The organism is Neobacillus canaveralius (genome assembly GCF_047237705.1).
GTDB classification, from domain to species: Bacteria; Bacillota; Bacilli; order Bacillales; family Cytobacillaceae; genus Neobacillus; species Neobacillus niacini_K.
On record NZ_JBDFLL010000001.1, the window covers coordinates 1,130,675 to 1,145,984 of the forward strand.

The 15,310-nt window shown below is 39.3% G+C and carries 17 protein-coding genes; 13 read left to right on the plus strand and 4 right to left on the minus strand.

What is annotated here, in order from left to right:
* The first annotated feature begins 7 nt into the window (after window positions 1-7).
* The 10 genes from sufD to yunB all read left to right on the plus strand — a co-directional run bounded on the left by sufD (window position 8) and on the right by yunB (window position 10,011).
* Window positions 8-1,318 (plus strand): Fe-S cluster assembly protein SufD, encoded by a 1,311-nt coding sequence (sufD, locus tag ABC255_RS05400; protein ID WP_412991884.1) that lies wholly within the window; start codon window positions 8-10, stop codon window positions 1,316-1,318.
* Complete coding sequence (locus tag ABC255_RS05405; protein ID WP_412991886.1) at window positions 1,318-2,547, plus strand: cysteine desulfurase; 1,230 nt, start codon at window positions 1,318-1,320, stop codon at window positions 2,545-2,547. The genes sufD and ABC255_RS05405 overlap by 1 nt, the downstream gene beginning before the upstream one ends.
* On the plus strand, window positions 2,537-2,974 hold the full coding sequence (sufU, locus tag ABC255_RS05410; protein ID WP_412991888.1) for a Fe-S cluster assembly sulfur transfer protein SufU: 438 nt from the start codon (window positions 2,537-2,539) through the stop codon (window positions 2,972-2,974). The genes ABC255_RS05405 and sufU overlap by 11 nt, the downstream gene beginning before the upstream one ends.
* Window positions 2,975-3,024: 50 nt before the next feature.
* On the plus strand, window positions 3,025-4,422 hold the full coding sequence (gene sufB / locus ABC255_RS05415; RefSeq protein ID WP_412991890.1) for a Fe-S cluster assembly protein SufB: 1,398 nt from the start codon (window positions 3,025-3,027) through the stop codon (window positions 4,420-4,422).
* A gap of 122 nt (window positions 4,423-4,544) precedes the next feature.
* On the plus strand, window positions 4,545-5,537 hold the full coding sequence (locus ABC255_RS05420; protein WP_412991891.1) for an N-acetylmuramoyl-L-alanine amidase: 993 nt from the start codon (window positions 4,545-4,547) through the stop codon (window positions 5,535-5,537).
* 208 nt (window positions 5,538-5,745) lie between these two features.
* Complete coding sequence (locus tag ABC255_RS05425) at window positions 5,746-6,591, plus strand: DUF72 domain-containing protein (RefSeq protein ID WP_412991893.1); 846 nt, start codon at window positions 5,746-5,748, stop codon at window positions 6,589-6,591.
* Window positions 6,592-6,607: 16 nt separating this feature from the next.
* Window positions 6,608-7,429, plus strand: a complete 822-nt coding sequence (locus ABC255_RS05430; RefSeq protein WP_412991895.1) for a sulfite exporter TauE/SafE family protein — start codon at window positions 6,608-6,610, stop codon at window positions 7,427-7,429.
* A 16-nt stretch (window positions 7,430-7,445) separates the two neighbouring features.
* Window positions 7,446-8,792, plus strand: coding sequence for a bifunctional metallophosphatase/5'-nucleotidase (locus tag ABC255_RS05435; RefSeq protein WP_412991897.1), 1,347 nt, complete (start codon window positions 7,446-7,448; stop codon window positions 8,790-8,792).
* Window positions 8,793-8,859: 67 nt separating this feature from the next.
* Window positions 8,860-9,162 (plus strand): YunC family protein, encoded by a 303-nt coding sequence (locus tag ABC255_RS05440; protein WP_034677214.1) that lies wholly within the window; start codon window positions 8,860-8,862, stop codon window positions 9,160-9,162.
* Window positions 9,163-9,255: 93 nt separating this feature from the next.
* Window positions 9,256-10,011 carry a sporulation protein YunB gene (gene yunB / locus ABC255_RS05445; protein ID WP_412991899.1) on the plus strand — a complete coding sequence of 252 codons (756 nt, stop codon included), beginning with the start codon at window positions 9,256-9,258 and terminating at the stop codon, window positions 10,009-10,011.
* Between the two features lie 21 nt (window positions 10,012-10,032).
* On the opposite strand, the gene ABC255_RS05450 is transcribed toward yunB, so the two are convergent.
* On the minus strand, window positions 10,033-10,983 hold the full coding sequence (locus ABC255_RS05450; RefSeq protein ID WP_412998487.1) for a M23 family metallopeptidase: 951 nt from the start codon (window positions 10,981-10,983) through the stop codon (window positions 10,033-10,035).
* A gap of 204 nt (window positions 10,984-11,187) precedes the next feature.
* Here ABC255_RS05450 and lipA point away from each other — a divergent pair, with 204 nt between their 5' ends.
* On the plus strand, window positions 11,188-12,105 hold the full coding sequence (gene lipA, locus ABC255_RS05455; RefSeq protein ID WP_412991901.1) for a lipoyl synthase: 918 nt from the start codon (window positions 11,188-11,190) through the stop codon (window positions 12,103-12,105).
* Between the two features lie 46 nt (window positions 12,106-12,151).
* Here lipA and ABC255_RS05460 read toward each other — a convergent pair whose 3' ends face one another.
* Complete coding sequence (locus ABC255_RS05460; protein WP_412991903.1) at window positions 12,152-12,787, minus strand: YhcN/YlaJ family sporulation lipoprotein; 636 nt, start codon at window positions 12,785-12,787, stop codon at window positions 12,152-12,154.
* Between the two features lie 113 nt (window positions 12,788-12,900).
* Between ABC255_RS05460 and ABC255_RS05465 the strand changes: the two genes are divergently transcribed.
* Window positions 12,901-13,176: a YutD family protein gene (locus ABC255_RS05465; protein ID WP_283862024.1), complete on the plus strand. Its 276-nt coding sequence runs from the start codon at window positions 12,901-12,903 to the stop codon at window positions 13,174-13,176.
* Window positions 13,177-13,203: 27 nt separating this feature from the next.
* Here the strand turns inward: ABC255_RS05465 and ABC255_RS05470 are convergent, their stop codons facing one another.
* Both ABC255_RS05470 and ABC255_RS05475 read right to left on the minus strand, forming a co-directional pair.
* Complete coding sequence (locus ABC255_RS05470) at window positions 13,204-13,488, minus strand: cytosolic protein (RefSeq protein WP_412991905.1); 285 nt, start codon at window positions 13,486-13,488, stop codon at window positions 13,204-13,206.
* 46 nt (window positions 13,489-13,534) lie between these two features.
* Window positions 13,535-13,801 (minus strand): DUF3055 domain-containing protein, encoded by a 267-nt coding sequence (locus ABC255_RS05475; RefSeq protein ID WP_412991907.1) that lies wholly within the window; start codon window positions 13,799-13,801, stop codon window positions 13,535-13,537.
* A 200-nt stretch (window positions 13,802-14,001) separates the two neighbouring features.
* Between ABC255_RS05475 and ABC255_RS05480 the strand changes: the two genes are divergently transcribed.
* Window positions 14,002-15,288, plus strand: coding sequence for an EAL domain-containing protein (locus tag ABC255_RS05480; protein ID WP_412991909.1), 1,287 nt, complete (start codon window positions 14,002-14,004; stop codon window positions 15,286-15,288).
* Window positions 15,289-15,310 lie beyond the last annotated feature (22 nt).

Below are 15,310 nucleotides of genomic sequence, written 5' to 3' on the forward strand. Positions count from 1 at the left end.
GATAATCATGACAACAGAAACGAATTTATCATTTGATAAAGATTTTGTTCGTTCGTTTTCAACAGAAATGAACGAGCCTGCGTGGATGGAGGAATTTCGTCTAAAAGCGTTTGAATTGAGCGAAACTCTACCAATGCCAAGACCGGATAAAACAAAAATTGATAAGTGGAATTTTACTCAATTTGATACTCATACCGTAAAAAGTAGCAGCTTCACATCACTTTCTGAACTTCCTGAAGAAGTAAAAGCGTTAATAGGTGATGAGGCTGCAGCTAAAAACTTATATATTCAGCGGAATATGACACCTGCCTATATTTCCTTAACAGAGGAACTAAAAGGGCAAGGGGTTATTTTTACAGATATCTTTACAGCCATTCGTGAACATAGCGAACTAGTACAAAAATACTTTTTAACAGAGGCAGTTAAGATTGACGAACATCGTCTGATTGCTTTACATGCAGCGCTTGTTAATGGTGGAGCATTCTTATACATTCCTAAAAATGTTGAAATTAAAGAACCTATCCATTCTATTTACTTACATGATCATGCTGATACAAACCTTTTCAATCATGTAATTGTCGTTGCAGATGATAATAGTTCCGTAACATATGTAGAAAACTATCTGTCAACACTTGAATCTGCAAATGGTGTGTTTAATATCGTGACAGAAGTCATCGCAAAAGCGGGTGCCAAAGTTCAGTATGGTGCAGTTGATACTCTTGCGAAGGGCATTACAACCTACGTGAATCGTCGTGGATCTGCGGGCAGAGACGCTCGAATTGAATGGGCCCTTGGTTTAATGAATGAAGGAAATACCATCTCAGAAAATACAACCAACCTTGTTGGTGATGGTGCTTATGGTGATACCAAAACAGTTGTTGTAGGACGTGGCGAACAAACACAAAACTTTACAACAAAGGTTGTTCATTATGGTAAAAACACTGAAGGTTATATTTTAAAGCATGGAGTTATGAAGGATAGTGCTTCTTCCATTTTTAATGGAATTGGTCATATCTTACATGGTGCATCAAAATCGAATGCAGAACAGGAATCTCGTGTGCTAATGCTTAGCGAAAAAGCACGTGGAGATGCAAACCCAATTCTTCTTATCGATGAAGATGATGTAACAGCCGGACACGCAGCTTCCGTTGGACGCGTTGATCCAGTGCAGCTTTACTATCTAATGAGCCGTGGAATTCCGAAAAAAGAAGCAGAACGCCTGGTCATTCATGGGTTCCTTGCACCTGTAGTAAACCAGCTTCCAATCGAAGGAGTTAAAAAGCAGTTAACTGCGGTAATTGAAAGGAAAGTACGATAATGAATATCCATGATATTCGTCGTCAATTCCCTATTTTAGATCAGGAAGTAAATGGAAAACCACTTGTTTATCTTGATAGTTCAGCGACATCTCAGAAACCAATTCAAGTTATCGAGACGGTTGAAAAATATTATAAAGAAATCAATTCCAATGTTCACCGTGGTGTTCATACACTCGGAACACGTGCAACAGACGCCTACGAGGGAGCAAGGGAAAAGGTTCGAAAGTTTATTAATGCAAAGTCCACCCAAGAGGTTATTTTCACCAGAGGGACAACGACTTCTTTAAATACAGTTGCAGCCAGCTATGCAGCTGCGAACTTAAACGCTGGTGACGAGATTGTTATTACGTATATGGAGCACCACAGTAATATTATTCCTTGGCAGCAGGTTGCAAAACGTACGGGAGCAGTATTAAAGTACATCCCGCTTCAAGAAGATGGAACGATATCACTTGAAGATGTTAAAGCAACTGTTACAGCTAATACCCGAGTAGTTTCTGTCATGCAGGTATCGAATGTACTTGGTGTCATTAATCCTGTTAAAGAAATTGCGAAAATTGCCCATGAAAATGGAGCGATTATGGTAGTCGATGGGGCCCAAAGTGCGCCTCATATGAAAATTGATGTTCAAGATTTAGACTGTGACTTCTTAGCTTTTTCCGGACATAAGATGTGTGCTCCTACTGGTATTGGAGTTCTTTATGGGAAGAAGCATTTGTTAGAAAAAATGGAACCAATCGAGTTCGGCGGAGAAATGATTGATTTTGTTCACTTACAAGAATCAACATGGAAAGAGCTGCCGTGGAAGTTTGAAGCAGGAACACCGATTATTGCCGGCGCCATTGGTCTTGGAGCTGCAATCGACTTTTTAAATGAAATTGGCTTAGATAATATTGCAGAACACGAGCATAAACTTGCTGCATACGCATTAGAGAAAATGTCTTCTGTACCTGGAATGACCATTTATGGACCGTTGGACTCAGCAAAACGTGCAGGTCTCGTGACTTTTAATATCAGCGATGTACATCCGCATGATGTGGCTACTGTTCTTGATGCAGAGGGTATTGCTGTCCGTGCAGGACATCACTGTGCACAGCCGTTGATGAAATGGCTGAAGGCGTCAGCTACTGCTCGTGCAAGCTTTTATTTATACAACACGGAAGACGATATTGATAAGCTGGTTGAAGGACTTGTTAAAACAAAGGAGTATTTCAGCGATGTCTTCTAATTTAGATGCACTTTACCGTCAAGTTATTATGGATCACTATAAAAAACCGCGTAACCGCGGTCTATTAGAGGATGGCAGTCATACTATCAATATGAACAACCCTACTTGTGGAGACCGGATTCAATTAACATTTAAAGTTGAGGATGGAATCGTTAAGGATGTACGATTTGAAGGGGAAGGCTGCTCCATTTCTATGTCATCTGCTTCAATGATGACACAAGCCATAAAAGGAAAAAAAGTAGAGGAAGCTATCCAGCTTTCAAAGATTTTCTCCGATATGATTCAAGGCAAGGATTATGACGAAGATCTTGACCTTGGTGATATTGAAGCACTTCAAGGGGTCTCCAAATTTCCAGCCAGAATCAAATGTGCTACGCTTGCGTGGAAGGCAATGGAAAAAGGGTTAACTGAAGAGGAACAACAATAGAACAAACAAGGGAGTTTTCCCTTTTTGTTTATGAATGGAGGAACAGGTCGATGGCGAAAAAAATGCCGGAAATCGGTGATTATAAATACGGTTTTGCCGATAAGGATGTTTCCATATTTCGATCAAAGCGTGGTTTGACAAGTGAAATTGTAGAAGAAATTTCAAAGTTAAAAAACGAACCACAGTGGATGCTTGACTTCCGTTTGAAATCACTCGAGCATTTCTATAAAATGCCGATGCCTCAATGGGGCGGAGATTTAGGCTCTTTAAACTTTGACGAAATCACTTATTATGTAAAACCATCTGAGAAATCAGAAAAATCTTGGGATGAAGTTCCTGAAGAGATTAAAGCAACATTTGATAAGCTAGGAATTCCAGAAGCAGAACAAAAGTATCTTGCAGGTGTATCGGCTCAGTACGAATCTGAGGTAGTATACCATAACATGAAGGTAGAACTTGAAGATTTGGGTATCGTTTTTAAAGATACTGATTCTGCTTTAAGAGAGAATGAAGACATCTTCCGTGAACACTTTGGAAAAACGATTCCACCAACAGATAACAAGTTTGCAGCACTAAACTCTGCGGTATGGTCAGGTGGATCCTTTATATATGTTCCAAAGGGAGTTAAAGTAGATACTCCATTACAGGCGTATTTCCGAATTAACTCTGAAAATATGGGACAATTTGAGCGTACGTTAATCATTGTGGATGAAGGCGCGCATGTCCATTATGTAGAAGGCTGTACAGCACCTGTTTATACTACAAACTCACTTCATAGTGCAGTTGTTGAGATTGTTATTAAAAAAGATGCTTATTGCCGCTATACAACAATTCAAAACTGGGCAAACAATGTCTTCAATCTTGTTACAAAGCGTGCTGTTTGTGATGCGAATGCGACAATGGAATGGATTGATGGTAACATTGGTTCTAAATTAACGATGAAATATCCTGCTGTTATTCTTAAAGGCGAAGGTGCACGTGGAATGACATTATCGATTGCCATCGCTGGTAAAGGTCAGCACCAGGATGCTGGAGCAAAGATGATTCACTTAGCTCCTAACACATCTTCAACCATTGTTTCAAAATCGATTTCTAAGCATGGCGGTAAAGTAACCTATCGTGGTGTTGTTCACTTTGGACGTAAAGCAGATGGCGCTCGTGCGAATATTGAATGTGATACATTGATTATGGATAATCAGTCTACTTCTGATACCATTCCATACAATGAAATCCTAAACGATAATATTTCACTTGAGCACGAAGCAAAAGTTTCAAAAGTATCTGAAGAACAGCTCTTCTACTTAATGAGCCGTGGTATTTCAGAACAAGAAGCAACAGAAATGATCGTAATGGGCTTCATTGAACCATTTACGAAAGAATTACCAATGGAATACGCAGTCGAAATGAACCGCCTAATCAAGTTCGAGATGGAAGGTTCAATCGGTTAACCACTACAGGAGACAAACTAATTAGTTTGTCTCCTTCCTGCTTTTCCAAGAAACTTTTTGCCCTTTTGACCTATACAAAAGTGAATATTAGTTCATTTACTATAGTAAGGGAGATGATAGTAATGGTTAAAATTATGTTAGATCCTGGCCACGACATTAACACGCCTGGAAAACGCGCTCCAGATGGAAGTATGCGCGAATTTGAATTTAATAAGGCAACAGCTCTACATGTGGTAGACATTCTTTCTCAATATAATGGAGTAGAGGTATACTACTCTCACGAGTTGAACGATGGCATTGATACAAGTCTCGATTCACGTGCGGCATTAGCAAATCGACTACAAGTTAATTGTCTAGTAAGTATTCATGCAAATGCGGGTGCTGCCTCTGCAAGAGGAATCGAAACGTATATTTACTTAAATACACCTACAAGTACCGATAACCTCGCAAGAATGATACACGATCATACAATTACCATTACAGGTATGAACAATCGCGGGGTAAAGCGTGCTGATTTTGCTATCTTACGTGAAAGCAACATGGACGCACTATTAATTGAATGTGGGTTTATGACCAATAATGAGGATTTAGCATTGCTTAAATCTGATGAATACCGAAGAAGATGTGCCCAAGGTATCGTCAATGGATTGGTTCAATTTTACGGTTTGACTAAGAAAGCAGCACCAGCACAGACACCAACACCAGTAACAGCACTAGCAGGACCGCCTGAACCCTCTGTTGTGTATGAAGCGCATCTTGAAAACATTGGATGGCAAGGACCTAGGAGAAACGGAGAAACAGCTGGGACTACAGGACAGTCATTAAGACTTGAGGCATTAACTGTAAGATTAGAAAATACGGATGCGCAGTTAGTAATGGAAGGTCACGTTGAAAATAAAGGCTGGACAACTGTTAGAACAAACGGTGAAATTTTTGGAACGATAGGGGAAGGATTACGGTTAGAGGCTATAAGAATAGATAGTGACCAACTTACTGTTTTATACAGAGTGCACGTGCAAAATATTGGCTGGACGGATTGGAAGAGAAATGGAGAAGTCGCAGGTACCACAGGGCAAGCGTTACGGATCGAAGCGGTTGAGATAAAATTAGGATAATGAGAAAGACATCCCAGAAAATTCAATCGAATAATATTGATCCGCTTGCCGTTATGGCAGGCGGATTTTTAGTAATGAGAACCCATAGAACCTGTTCAATAAAGGAAAACGGTCACTCATGAGGTCGATCAGGAAATATAAAACTAGTCGCCAGAAATACGCTTGAAAATCAGGTTATGCTATTATTATTAGGTGGAGGTGATTTAGGATGATTTACATTGGTGTAACAGGTTGGGGGGATCATGATAGCCTGTATCCGGACCATACCTTACCTCGAGAAAAGCTAAAAGAATATGCAGGACATTTTCCTACAGTTGAGGTGGACACCGCTTTTTATGCAATTCAACCAAGAAGAAATGCAGTTAAGTGGGTTAACGACACCACAGACTCATTCCAGTTCATAGTCAAAGCGTACCAGGGTATGACAGGTCATCAACGTGGTGAAACTCCATTCGCCACCAAACAAGAAATGTTTCAGGCTTTCAAAGAATCTCTAGAACCATACATAGAAGCAAACAAATTAGCAATGGTCCTATTTCAGTTTCCGCCTTGGTTCGATTGTAAGCGGGAAAACGTTGAATATTTACGTTGGTGTAAAAATGCAATGGGCGACCTACCCTGTGCACTTGAGTTCAGGCACCAATCCTGGTTTACACCCCGATATCGCCGGCATACACTGGATTTTATGAAAGAGGAAAAATGGATACATAGTATTTGTGATGAACCCCAATCAGGCGAGGGTTCCATTCCAGCCATATTAGAGGCAATTGATTCTGAAAAACTTCTGATTAGATTCCATGGACGAAACGTGCATGGCTGGCAAAAACGTCAGGCTGAAAATTGGCGTGAGGTTCGCTATCTTTATCGTTATAATCAACAAGAACTAAAAGAATGGGCAAATATTATTAGGCAATTAGCCAAGGAATCTGCTAATGTCTATGTTCTTTTTAACAACAATTCCGGCGGCGATGCAGCCGATAACGCGAAAGAGATGATTGACCTTTTAAATATAAAATATGAGGACCTTGCTCCTAGACAACTGGATTTATTTTAAAAAAAGGAGAAAGATTATGGAGTGGATTGTTTTAGTATTGATAGGGATAGCGGGCAGTTCCTTAGGCAGTTTGATTGGATTGGGCGGAGGGATCGTGATTGTTCCTTCCTTGCTCTTTTTAGGCTCTCTGTCTACATTTGGTTATATTTCACCTCAAACAGCAGTGGGTACCTCCCTATTTACGATGATTTTTACCGGACTTTCTTCCACGTTAGCTTATATGAAGCATAAAACGGTGGATTATAAAAGTGGCTTGATTTTTTTGATTGGAAGTGGTCCTGGGAGTATCTTAGGAGCGTGGGTAACAGAGGTATTAGATTTAAAATCATTCAATTTATTTTTCGGTATTTTTATCATATTTATTTCATTTGTGCTGTTATTAAAAGATAAACTAAAGCCGATTCCTTATCGTAAGGATAAAGGAATTGTTCGAAGCTTTACTGACAACTCAGGAAAAATCTTTGAATATGGATTTAACCCTGTAATGGGAGTTATTATTTCACTTATTGTCGGCTTTCTATCCGGGATTCTAGGTGTTGGCGGTGGATCGCTAATGGTGCCGACCATGATCCTGTTCTTTTTCTTTCCTCCCCATGTAGCAACAGCTACATCGATGTTTATGATCTTGCCAACATCCATACTTAGCTCCATTACCCATATTACTCTAGGAAATGTTGATTGGCTGCTTGCATTGGCATTAGTTCCTGGGGCATGGATTGGTGCAAGGGTAGGAGTCTATTTAAACACAAGGCTAAAAAGCAAAACAATTGTTTTATTACTACGAACCATATTAATAATTGTCGGCATACGATTAATCTATCAAGGTATTATTGGTTAAAGGATGCGAACCATGCATGGAATACATTCACATATATCATACAAATGATCTTCATAGCCATTTAAAACGATGGCCGCGAATTCAGCATTTCTTAACTAGCCGTAGAAAATATCACGAAGCAGCAGGGGAAGAATTTTTACTTTTTGACATAGGTGATTTTATTGACCGGTGGCACCCGCTTTCTGAAGGAACCCAGGGGAAAGGGAATATTGAGTTGTTAAATGAAAGCGGCTATACCGCAGTTACGATTGGTAACAATGAGGGAGTTAACTTCCCTTATGAAAGCCTGAATCATTTATACGACAACAGGAAATTTGATGTTGTCCTGGCTAACCTCTATAACAGTAACAAGCAATATCCAGAGTGGCTAAAACCATACAAAATTTATCAAACCGAAAAGGGTACGCGAATTGGTGTGATTGGATTGACAGCCTATTTTTCGCTTCTTTACGAGCTATTAGGCTGGCATCTTACAGAACCTATTGAAGAGTTGAAAAACTGGATTCAGACGCTAAGGGATCAATCAGATATCATTGTCCTGCTTTCTCATCTCGGACTTAACCATGATGAACAAATCGCAAGAGAATTTCCAGAGATTGATATCATTCTGGGAGGTCATACTCACCATACACTTCCTGAAGGAAAGTTGGAGGGACAGACATTGCTTGCCGGGGCAGGTAAGCATGGAAGATATGTCGGGCATGTTTCCATTCAAGTTGATGAGAGAAAACCCATTGGCAAACAAGCACGTTTATATAATGTGATGGAGCTTCCTTCAGTACCAGATGAGAAGGTAATTTCTAAAGAACTCTACCGAAAAGGAAAGAAATTGTTAAATCAAAAAATCACTAAGCTTCCAACGGAACACCCACATGAACCATTTCAAGAGGCTGAGCTTGCACAGCTCCTTTGCCAAGCACTAAGAGAATGGTGCAAAGCAGATTGTGCATTTATTAATGGAGGTCTTATATTAGGCCCCTTACCAAGTAAAGTGACATTATATGATGTGCTCTCTATTTGTCCACACCCAATTAATCCTTGTAAAATTGAACTCACAGGCAGTGAATTAAAGAAGGTATTGCTTGAAACAAGGGATGAAGACTGGGCAGACCAGCAAGTAGTCGGGCTTGGTTTTAGGGGAACAGTCATGGGTGCGAGTATATATGACAGGATTACCTTTAATGAAAACAACGACATTTATATCAATGGGAAACAATTAGACGTAAACCAAACCTATACACTTGCGGTACCAGATATGTTTACCTTCGGACATTTTTTCAAAGAAGTTTTTCCACAAAAGAAAAAGGAATATTTTCTTCCTGAATTTTTACGGGACTTACTGAAATGGAAATTAGAAAAGTAGTCCTAGGATGTATACACGCTTCTTCTCTCTCTTTCATAAATTGATAGTGAGGAAGGGAGTGTGTAAATTGATTGAGTTATCACCGGTAGAGATTAATGGTCACACGTTCTTGGCTGTTACCGTCTTACTACCAAAAACTACACTGCTCTCCATAAGCAATGATAAGGGATATATCATGTGCGGTGCTTTAGATGTTGGGTTATTAAATGAAAAGTTAAAGGATCGCAAAATCATTGCCGCTAGAGCAGTGGGGGTAAGAACGATTGAACAACTCCTTAATGCACCAATGGAGTCAGTTACAGTCGAGGCAGAGGCAATTGGTATTACAAAAGGAATGCTCGGAAAAGACGCCTTGTTAAAAATGGTGTAAAAAAGCTTGCACATGATGTGCAGGCTTTTCTTAATTTTTAAGGCTAGTTCTCCTTACTTAAGCATACATATAGCATGTAAGGGGGGATTTTTTTTGGCAAAGTTTCGTATACGTGCCCGGAAACGAGGACCGTTACCTTTCAGATATGTCATGCTCTTATCATTTGTTTTCTTTCTTTTGTCAACTGCATTTGGAATATGGATGGTTAACAAAGGTATTGAGCCTTCCCTAATGAGATATGCGGAATCAAAAACGAACCAAATCGCATCGCAGGTAATAAATAAAGCGATTAATAAAAAAACCGTAGAGGTAGGGGACGTCATTGCAGTAGAGCCGGGAGAAAATGGTGCACAGCCGAGCGCTAGTTTAAATACAGAAGTGATAAACCAAAAGTTATCTGAAATCACCAATGAGATACAGAAAAACTTAAATGCAGCAGAGAAAGGGGATCTCGCTTCGTTAGAGCAATTAACAGATGTTGATATTGAGGTTAATGAAGAAAGACAGGATGGGATTGTTTGGAATGTTCCATTGGGGCAGGCAACCAACATGGCATTGTTAGGAAATTTAGGTCCTAAAATACCCGTTAGGTTTCATGCAATCGGTGAAGTACGTCCAGATGTAAACATCGAGCCAAAACCGATGGGCATCAATAATACATGGATAGACGTGGCTATTCATTTAGAGGTGTCCGTACAAATCATAACTCCGTTCGCAACGGAAATAACTAAACTTGAGCAAAAAATCCCTGTAGGCGGGAGATTGATTCAGGGCGATGTACCACAATTTTATAATAATGGGGGTAATGGTGTTACCCCATCCATAGAAATACCTCCTCCTCAAAATTAACAGGACTGTCACAGGACAGTCCTATTTTTTCGATTTTAATGCCTGTCTTTCTTGCTGTTTCCACAATCTTAAATGTGGAGTTGGGTCAAAAGACCATTCGGTATAACCGTTATCTTTGTACATACCATAGTGCAAGTGCGGCGGGAATTTTCCAGATGTCCCTGGAGGACCATATCCGGAACTGCCGACACCGCCAATCAAGGTCCCAGGTTCAACGATTTGCCCTACTTTTAAATCTTTAGCAAAACCGCTAAGATGAGCAAAATAATGATACGTATTATTAATATCACGAATTCCAACTCTCCAGCCGCCGAACTTATTCCAGCCCTTCATTTCCACTATGCCATAGTTTGTAGAACGGACAGGAACACCGTAACCTGCAAAAATATCGGTCCCCTCATGTATTCTTCTGCCACCCCAGCCCCGTGCATCGCCCCACGTACTGCGATAACTGTGATTGCTGCGTAAGGGAAGCGGGAATACATGGGAATCTAAATCTAACCTGCCAAAATGATTGTACATTTTTGCCTTTCCAACGATAATGCCAACTGTTTTGTCACGGTGATAATAATTCCATAACCCAATTTTAATATTATCATCGTCTATTCCATATGAGAGAAGATAATTGGCGAATGTATATAAGACATCTTCATCACTCTTTAAACTAGCTTTTCCATCTCCATCCCCATCGACGCCCATACCATTGAAAAATTGGATAATTGCTGGGTTTTCTTCTTCTGGATTTGGATTTGTCGGTCCAGCCCATTTCTCTGGAGTGAAATAAATGCCAATTACACTTTCCGCTTTAGGTAAATCTTTTCGAACCTGTCGAATATTCCTTTCGTACTGATCTATGGCTGCTAAGTAATACCAAGGAATGAGTGTAACGGTTTCAACCTTTTTGTATAGCTTCATTCTTTCCTGATACTCATCAGGACCTTTAGCATGAGCATCCCTGAGAGAAAAGCTCATAAATAAGAGGATTGTTCCAATTATCAGAAATGCCCGCACAGGAATCCTCCTTCCGATTATTGTACGCTTTTAGTTTATGATTTCTAGGAGATTTCATTATGAACAATAATTGGAAATAGTATTTCCAGAGTTGGTCTGCTTGTTGTTGTGACAAAAAGTATGGTAAAGTGACAAGGTGCAAACTCATTTATAGGGGTGGAAAAAGTGAGCAGGAATAGTGAATACTTAAGAAAACCGGAATGGTTGAAAATAAAATTAAATACGAATGAACATTATACTGGCTTAAAAAAAATGATGCGTGAAAAAAACCTGCATACAGTCTGTGAAGAAGCACGCTGTCCTAATATTCACGAATGTTGGGCTGAGAGAAGAACGGCTACTTTTATGATCCTCGGTGATACATGTACTCGTGCCTGTCGTTTCTGTGCCGTCAAAACAGGATTGCCGACAGAATTGGATCTTGCCGAACCAGAACGAGTGGCTGACTCTGTTCAATTAATGAACTTAAAGCATGTTGTCGTTACTGCGGTAGCCCGGGATGATTTAAAAGATGGCGGTGCAACTGTTTTTGCAGAAACGGTTAGAGCGATTAGAAGAAAAAATCCTTTTACCAGCATTGAAGTGCTTCCTTCCGATATGGGTGGAAAAGAAGAAAATTTAGCTTTGTTAATGGATGCAAAACCCGACATTCTAAATCATAATATTGAAACGGTAAGACGACTTACGCCAAGAGTTAGAGCGCGTGCAAAGTATGACCGTTCATTAGAATTTTTACGCAGAGCGAAAGAAATGCAGCCTACGATCCCAACAAAATCAAGTTTAATGGTTGGACTTGGCGAAACAAAAGAAGAAATAATTGAAGTCATGGATGACTTAAGAGCGAATAATGTTGATATCATGACGATTGGACAATATTTACAGCCATCTAAGAGCCATCTAAAGGTTGAAAAATATTACCGCCCAGAGGAATTCGCTGAATTACGTGAAATAGCACTTACAAAAGGCTTTAGTCATTGTGAAGCAGGTCCCTTGGTCCGTTCATCCTACCATGCAGATGAACAAGTAAATGCTGCTGCAAAACACAAACAATTGCTTGGTGAAACAGAAGCGAAAGAGGCTTAAACAAAAAAGTAAAAGAGTTCAGTCCACTTGGGCTGAACTCTTTTTGTTAGCGGGTTGTATTCATATTATCATCAGCGGTAGCACCGTTTTCGTCTTCACTATCGCTCATCCGATTGCCTTGTGGCGACTTCTTCATTTGGGTAATTAAATCATTCACTAAATTTCTGGCATTGTGACTAGTTGAATCCAAATTTGCCAGATTTTCCACATCACGCATTAATTTTGTATTGTCTGATACATATACATGATAGTATCTAGGGACAACAGACATAGCTGTTCTCTTTACTTGGTCGGCTGTCTGATTACGGTCTTTAGAATCTGTATCATAGGAAACGAGAACTTCCTGATCGGTTACAAGAGTGGCAACATCATCTACATTCGGTATATCAGTGCTTAACTGACTAATAATATTAGCCACTTGTTCACGGTCTATAGCTGCGTAGTGTGCAGTTCCACCTCTGTCCCCCTGGATCGGGCTTTTTTGATGACGGACAAAGCCATAATCATCACTTACATTTCGAACACCCTGACTGCCGCCTTCATTATAAAGCTCTTCACGTTTGTTATTGACATTTGTGGTATCTCCGCTTTCTTTATAAACATCACGATTGGCCATATCCCTTGAGCAGCCTGCTGCTGTTAGGAATAAACAAAAAACAATCATCATCGACCATTTTTTCACTTTAAGCACCTCCTTTTTATAGAATAGCCAAATAACTCATTTTTTTTCTTAGTAATTGATGGTGAATCGGTTATAATGAAAGAAAGATTTACTGGTAAATTTGAGGTGATAACATGATCAATATAAACGGTGCTACGTATGAAATTGTGCAGGAGCATAGAGATGCCTTTAATGAGGAGGCTCTAAAGGCAAGATACAGTGATATATTATCCAGATATGATTATATTGTCGGGGATTGGGGATATGGACAACTCCGGCTTAAAGGCTTTTTTGAGGATCAGAATCAAAAAGCAACATTTGACACCAAAATCAGTACGTTAAGTGAATATTTATATGAATACTGTAATTTTGGCTGTGCCTATTTTGTTTTAAAGAAAGTTAAGAAGTAAAGAAGCTCGCCATTTTGGCGGGCTTCTCTAATGTGTATAAGGTTGCTGTTCCTCTTTGTCAGGGTCGTCATGGGGCGGGTGTGCCCCTTCCATTTGACGAGGGATATCCTGATGAAAGGTTTTATTTTCATAGTTAAAGTTGCTATAATATCGCTGACCTTCTTGCCAAGGGGTGCTTTTATTTTGAACAGGCTCATCTTTACGAATGGGAGATCCAAAAGGGCCATCTGGAAATTCCTCTGATGTCAGAAAGTTCTTTTGTTTCTCAACATTAGAAAGGTCAAAATAGCTTCTTGATTCTTTTTCCGCCATACTATCACTCCTTTTGTTTTATTATGTTGTAAGGAGTGATAAAAAATTATAGTAGTTCTAATAAAAAGGAACGTAATTCTTCAGCGTCCTCTTCATTTAATTGGAAAGCGTATTCTAAATACCCTTCCTCTTTCAAGTCATCCTCACCAATAATCGCAAAGCGACTACCTTGTAAATCGAGTACAAGATGCTTTCCAAAATGACGATCACTTTTAACAATCGCCAAATCAAAGCGTTGGTTGTCACCAACAAAGCTAACAAATCGTGTTTTTGTATCTTCTGTATCATCATATAAGAAAAATCGTTCTTTCATGTAATGTGCTCCTTTAGTTGATTTCTACTTCCTCTTTATATTACCAAATTAAGCTGGAAAGAGGGGCAATATTTCGCGTTAATAGAATATTGCTAAAAATTTACTGAAAGAAAAACGGATACTGTCAAATTGTGTTACAATATACTTATTATTGTCGTATGTTGGTTTTGAGAGGGATGGATTCCGTGGACTGTCGTTACATGAAAAAAGTTAAGAGTGTAATGCAATGGGGAAAGATTATTTTACCTCTTTCGTCCATACGTTATTACCCGCCTTCATTTACCTTGCGTAATCCTTTAATGGAAGGGGTAACAAACGCATTTAAGGCAGGGCATGAGGTAGCGGTAATTGTTTTTAAATTAAGTAACCTGCATAATTTAATAGAACCTGCCGACTCTCAACAGCATTCTAAATTACTCAAAGTTATAAAGAAACTATTTCAAACAGTCGTGGAACAAACCGTTGACCCAAAAGTGTTGATTGCCCTTCATGATTATTATGGCGAAGGCGTCACGCTATTAATTACAGTGGATCACGATAGACATTCTATTTCAGATATTGATATCCTGCTTAAAAACATAACAGATCAAGTATCGCAAAGCTACATGAAACAGTATTCTTCTTTGTATCCAACTTTTGAAGTTGGGTATATGTTTGTCGATAAATATGATTACTCTATCCAAGATTCTATTTTTAGGGCACATAGACAAGCCATTGGTATAGCAGAAAAGCGAGAGAAGCTAGAGATTAATGAAATGCTGCTGGCTATTAATAAAATTATTACAAAAAAAAATATTACCTTATTTGCGCAGCCTATTATCGATGTTGCCACAAGTGAGATACGTGCCTGGGAACTGCTTACCCGAGGGCCAAAAGGGACTGCATTAGAAGCGCCACTACAGCTTTTTTCTGTCGCTAGACAAACAGGACGATTGTACGAATTAGAAATGATTGTAATGGAAAAAATGCTGCAGCAAGTAAAAGCGTCCCGTTGTCATCAAGATATATTTGTTAATTGCACCCCTTTAACTTTAGGGAATATTAGATTTACCAGTGATTTGAAAAAGCTGCTTCAGAAATATAGGGGAATATCCCCGAAACAAATTACTTTTGAGGTCACAGAACAAGATTCAATTGAAGGATTGAAGAATTTTGCGTTTAATATTAATGTATTGCGCTTAATGGGATTTAGGATTGCAGTTGATGATACAGGAGCGGGTTATGCAAGCTTAAGTACCATTAGTGAACTTATGCCCGACATTATAAAGATTGATCGTTCCGTTATAGAAAATATAGATAAAAACTCGGTAAAGGAGTCCATGTTAAAGGGATTGCTTCTTGTTGCAAAGGAGGCAGGATCTTTAGTGGTGGCTGAAGGTATTGAAAACCAAGAAGAAGCGTCCGTATTAACAAGAAATAATGTTGACTTAGCACAGGGTAATTTTTATGCCCGTCCAGCAATGTTTTTTGATGAAATTGCAACATGAGTGATAATAATAAGGAAGTGGA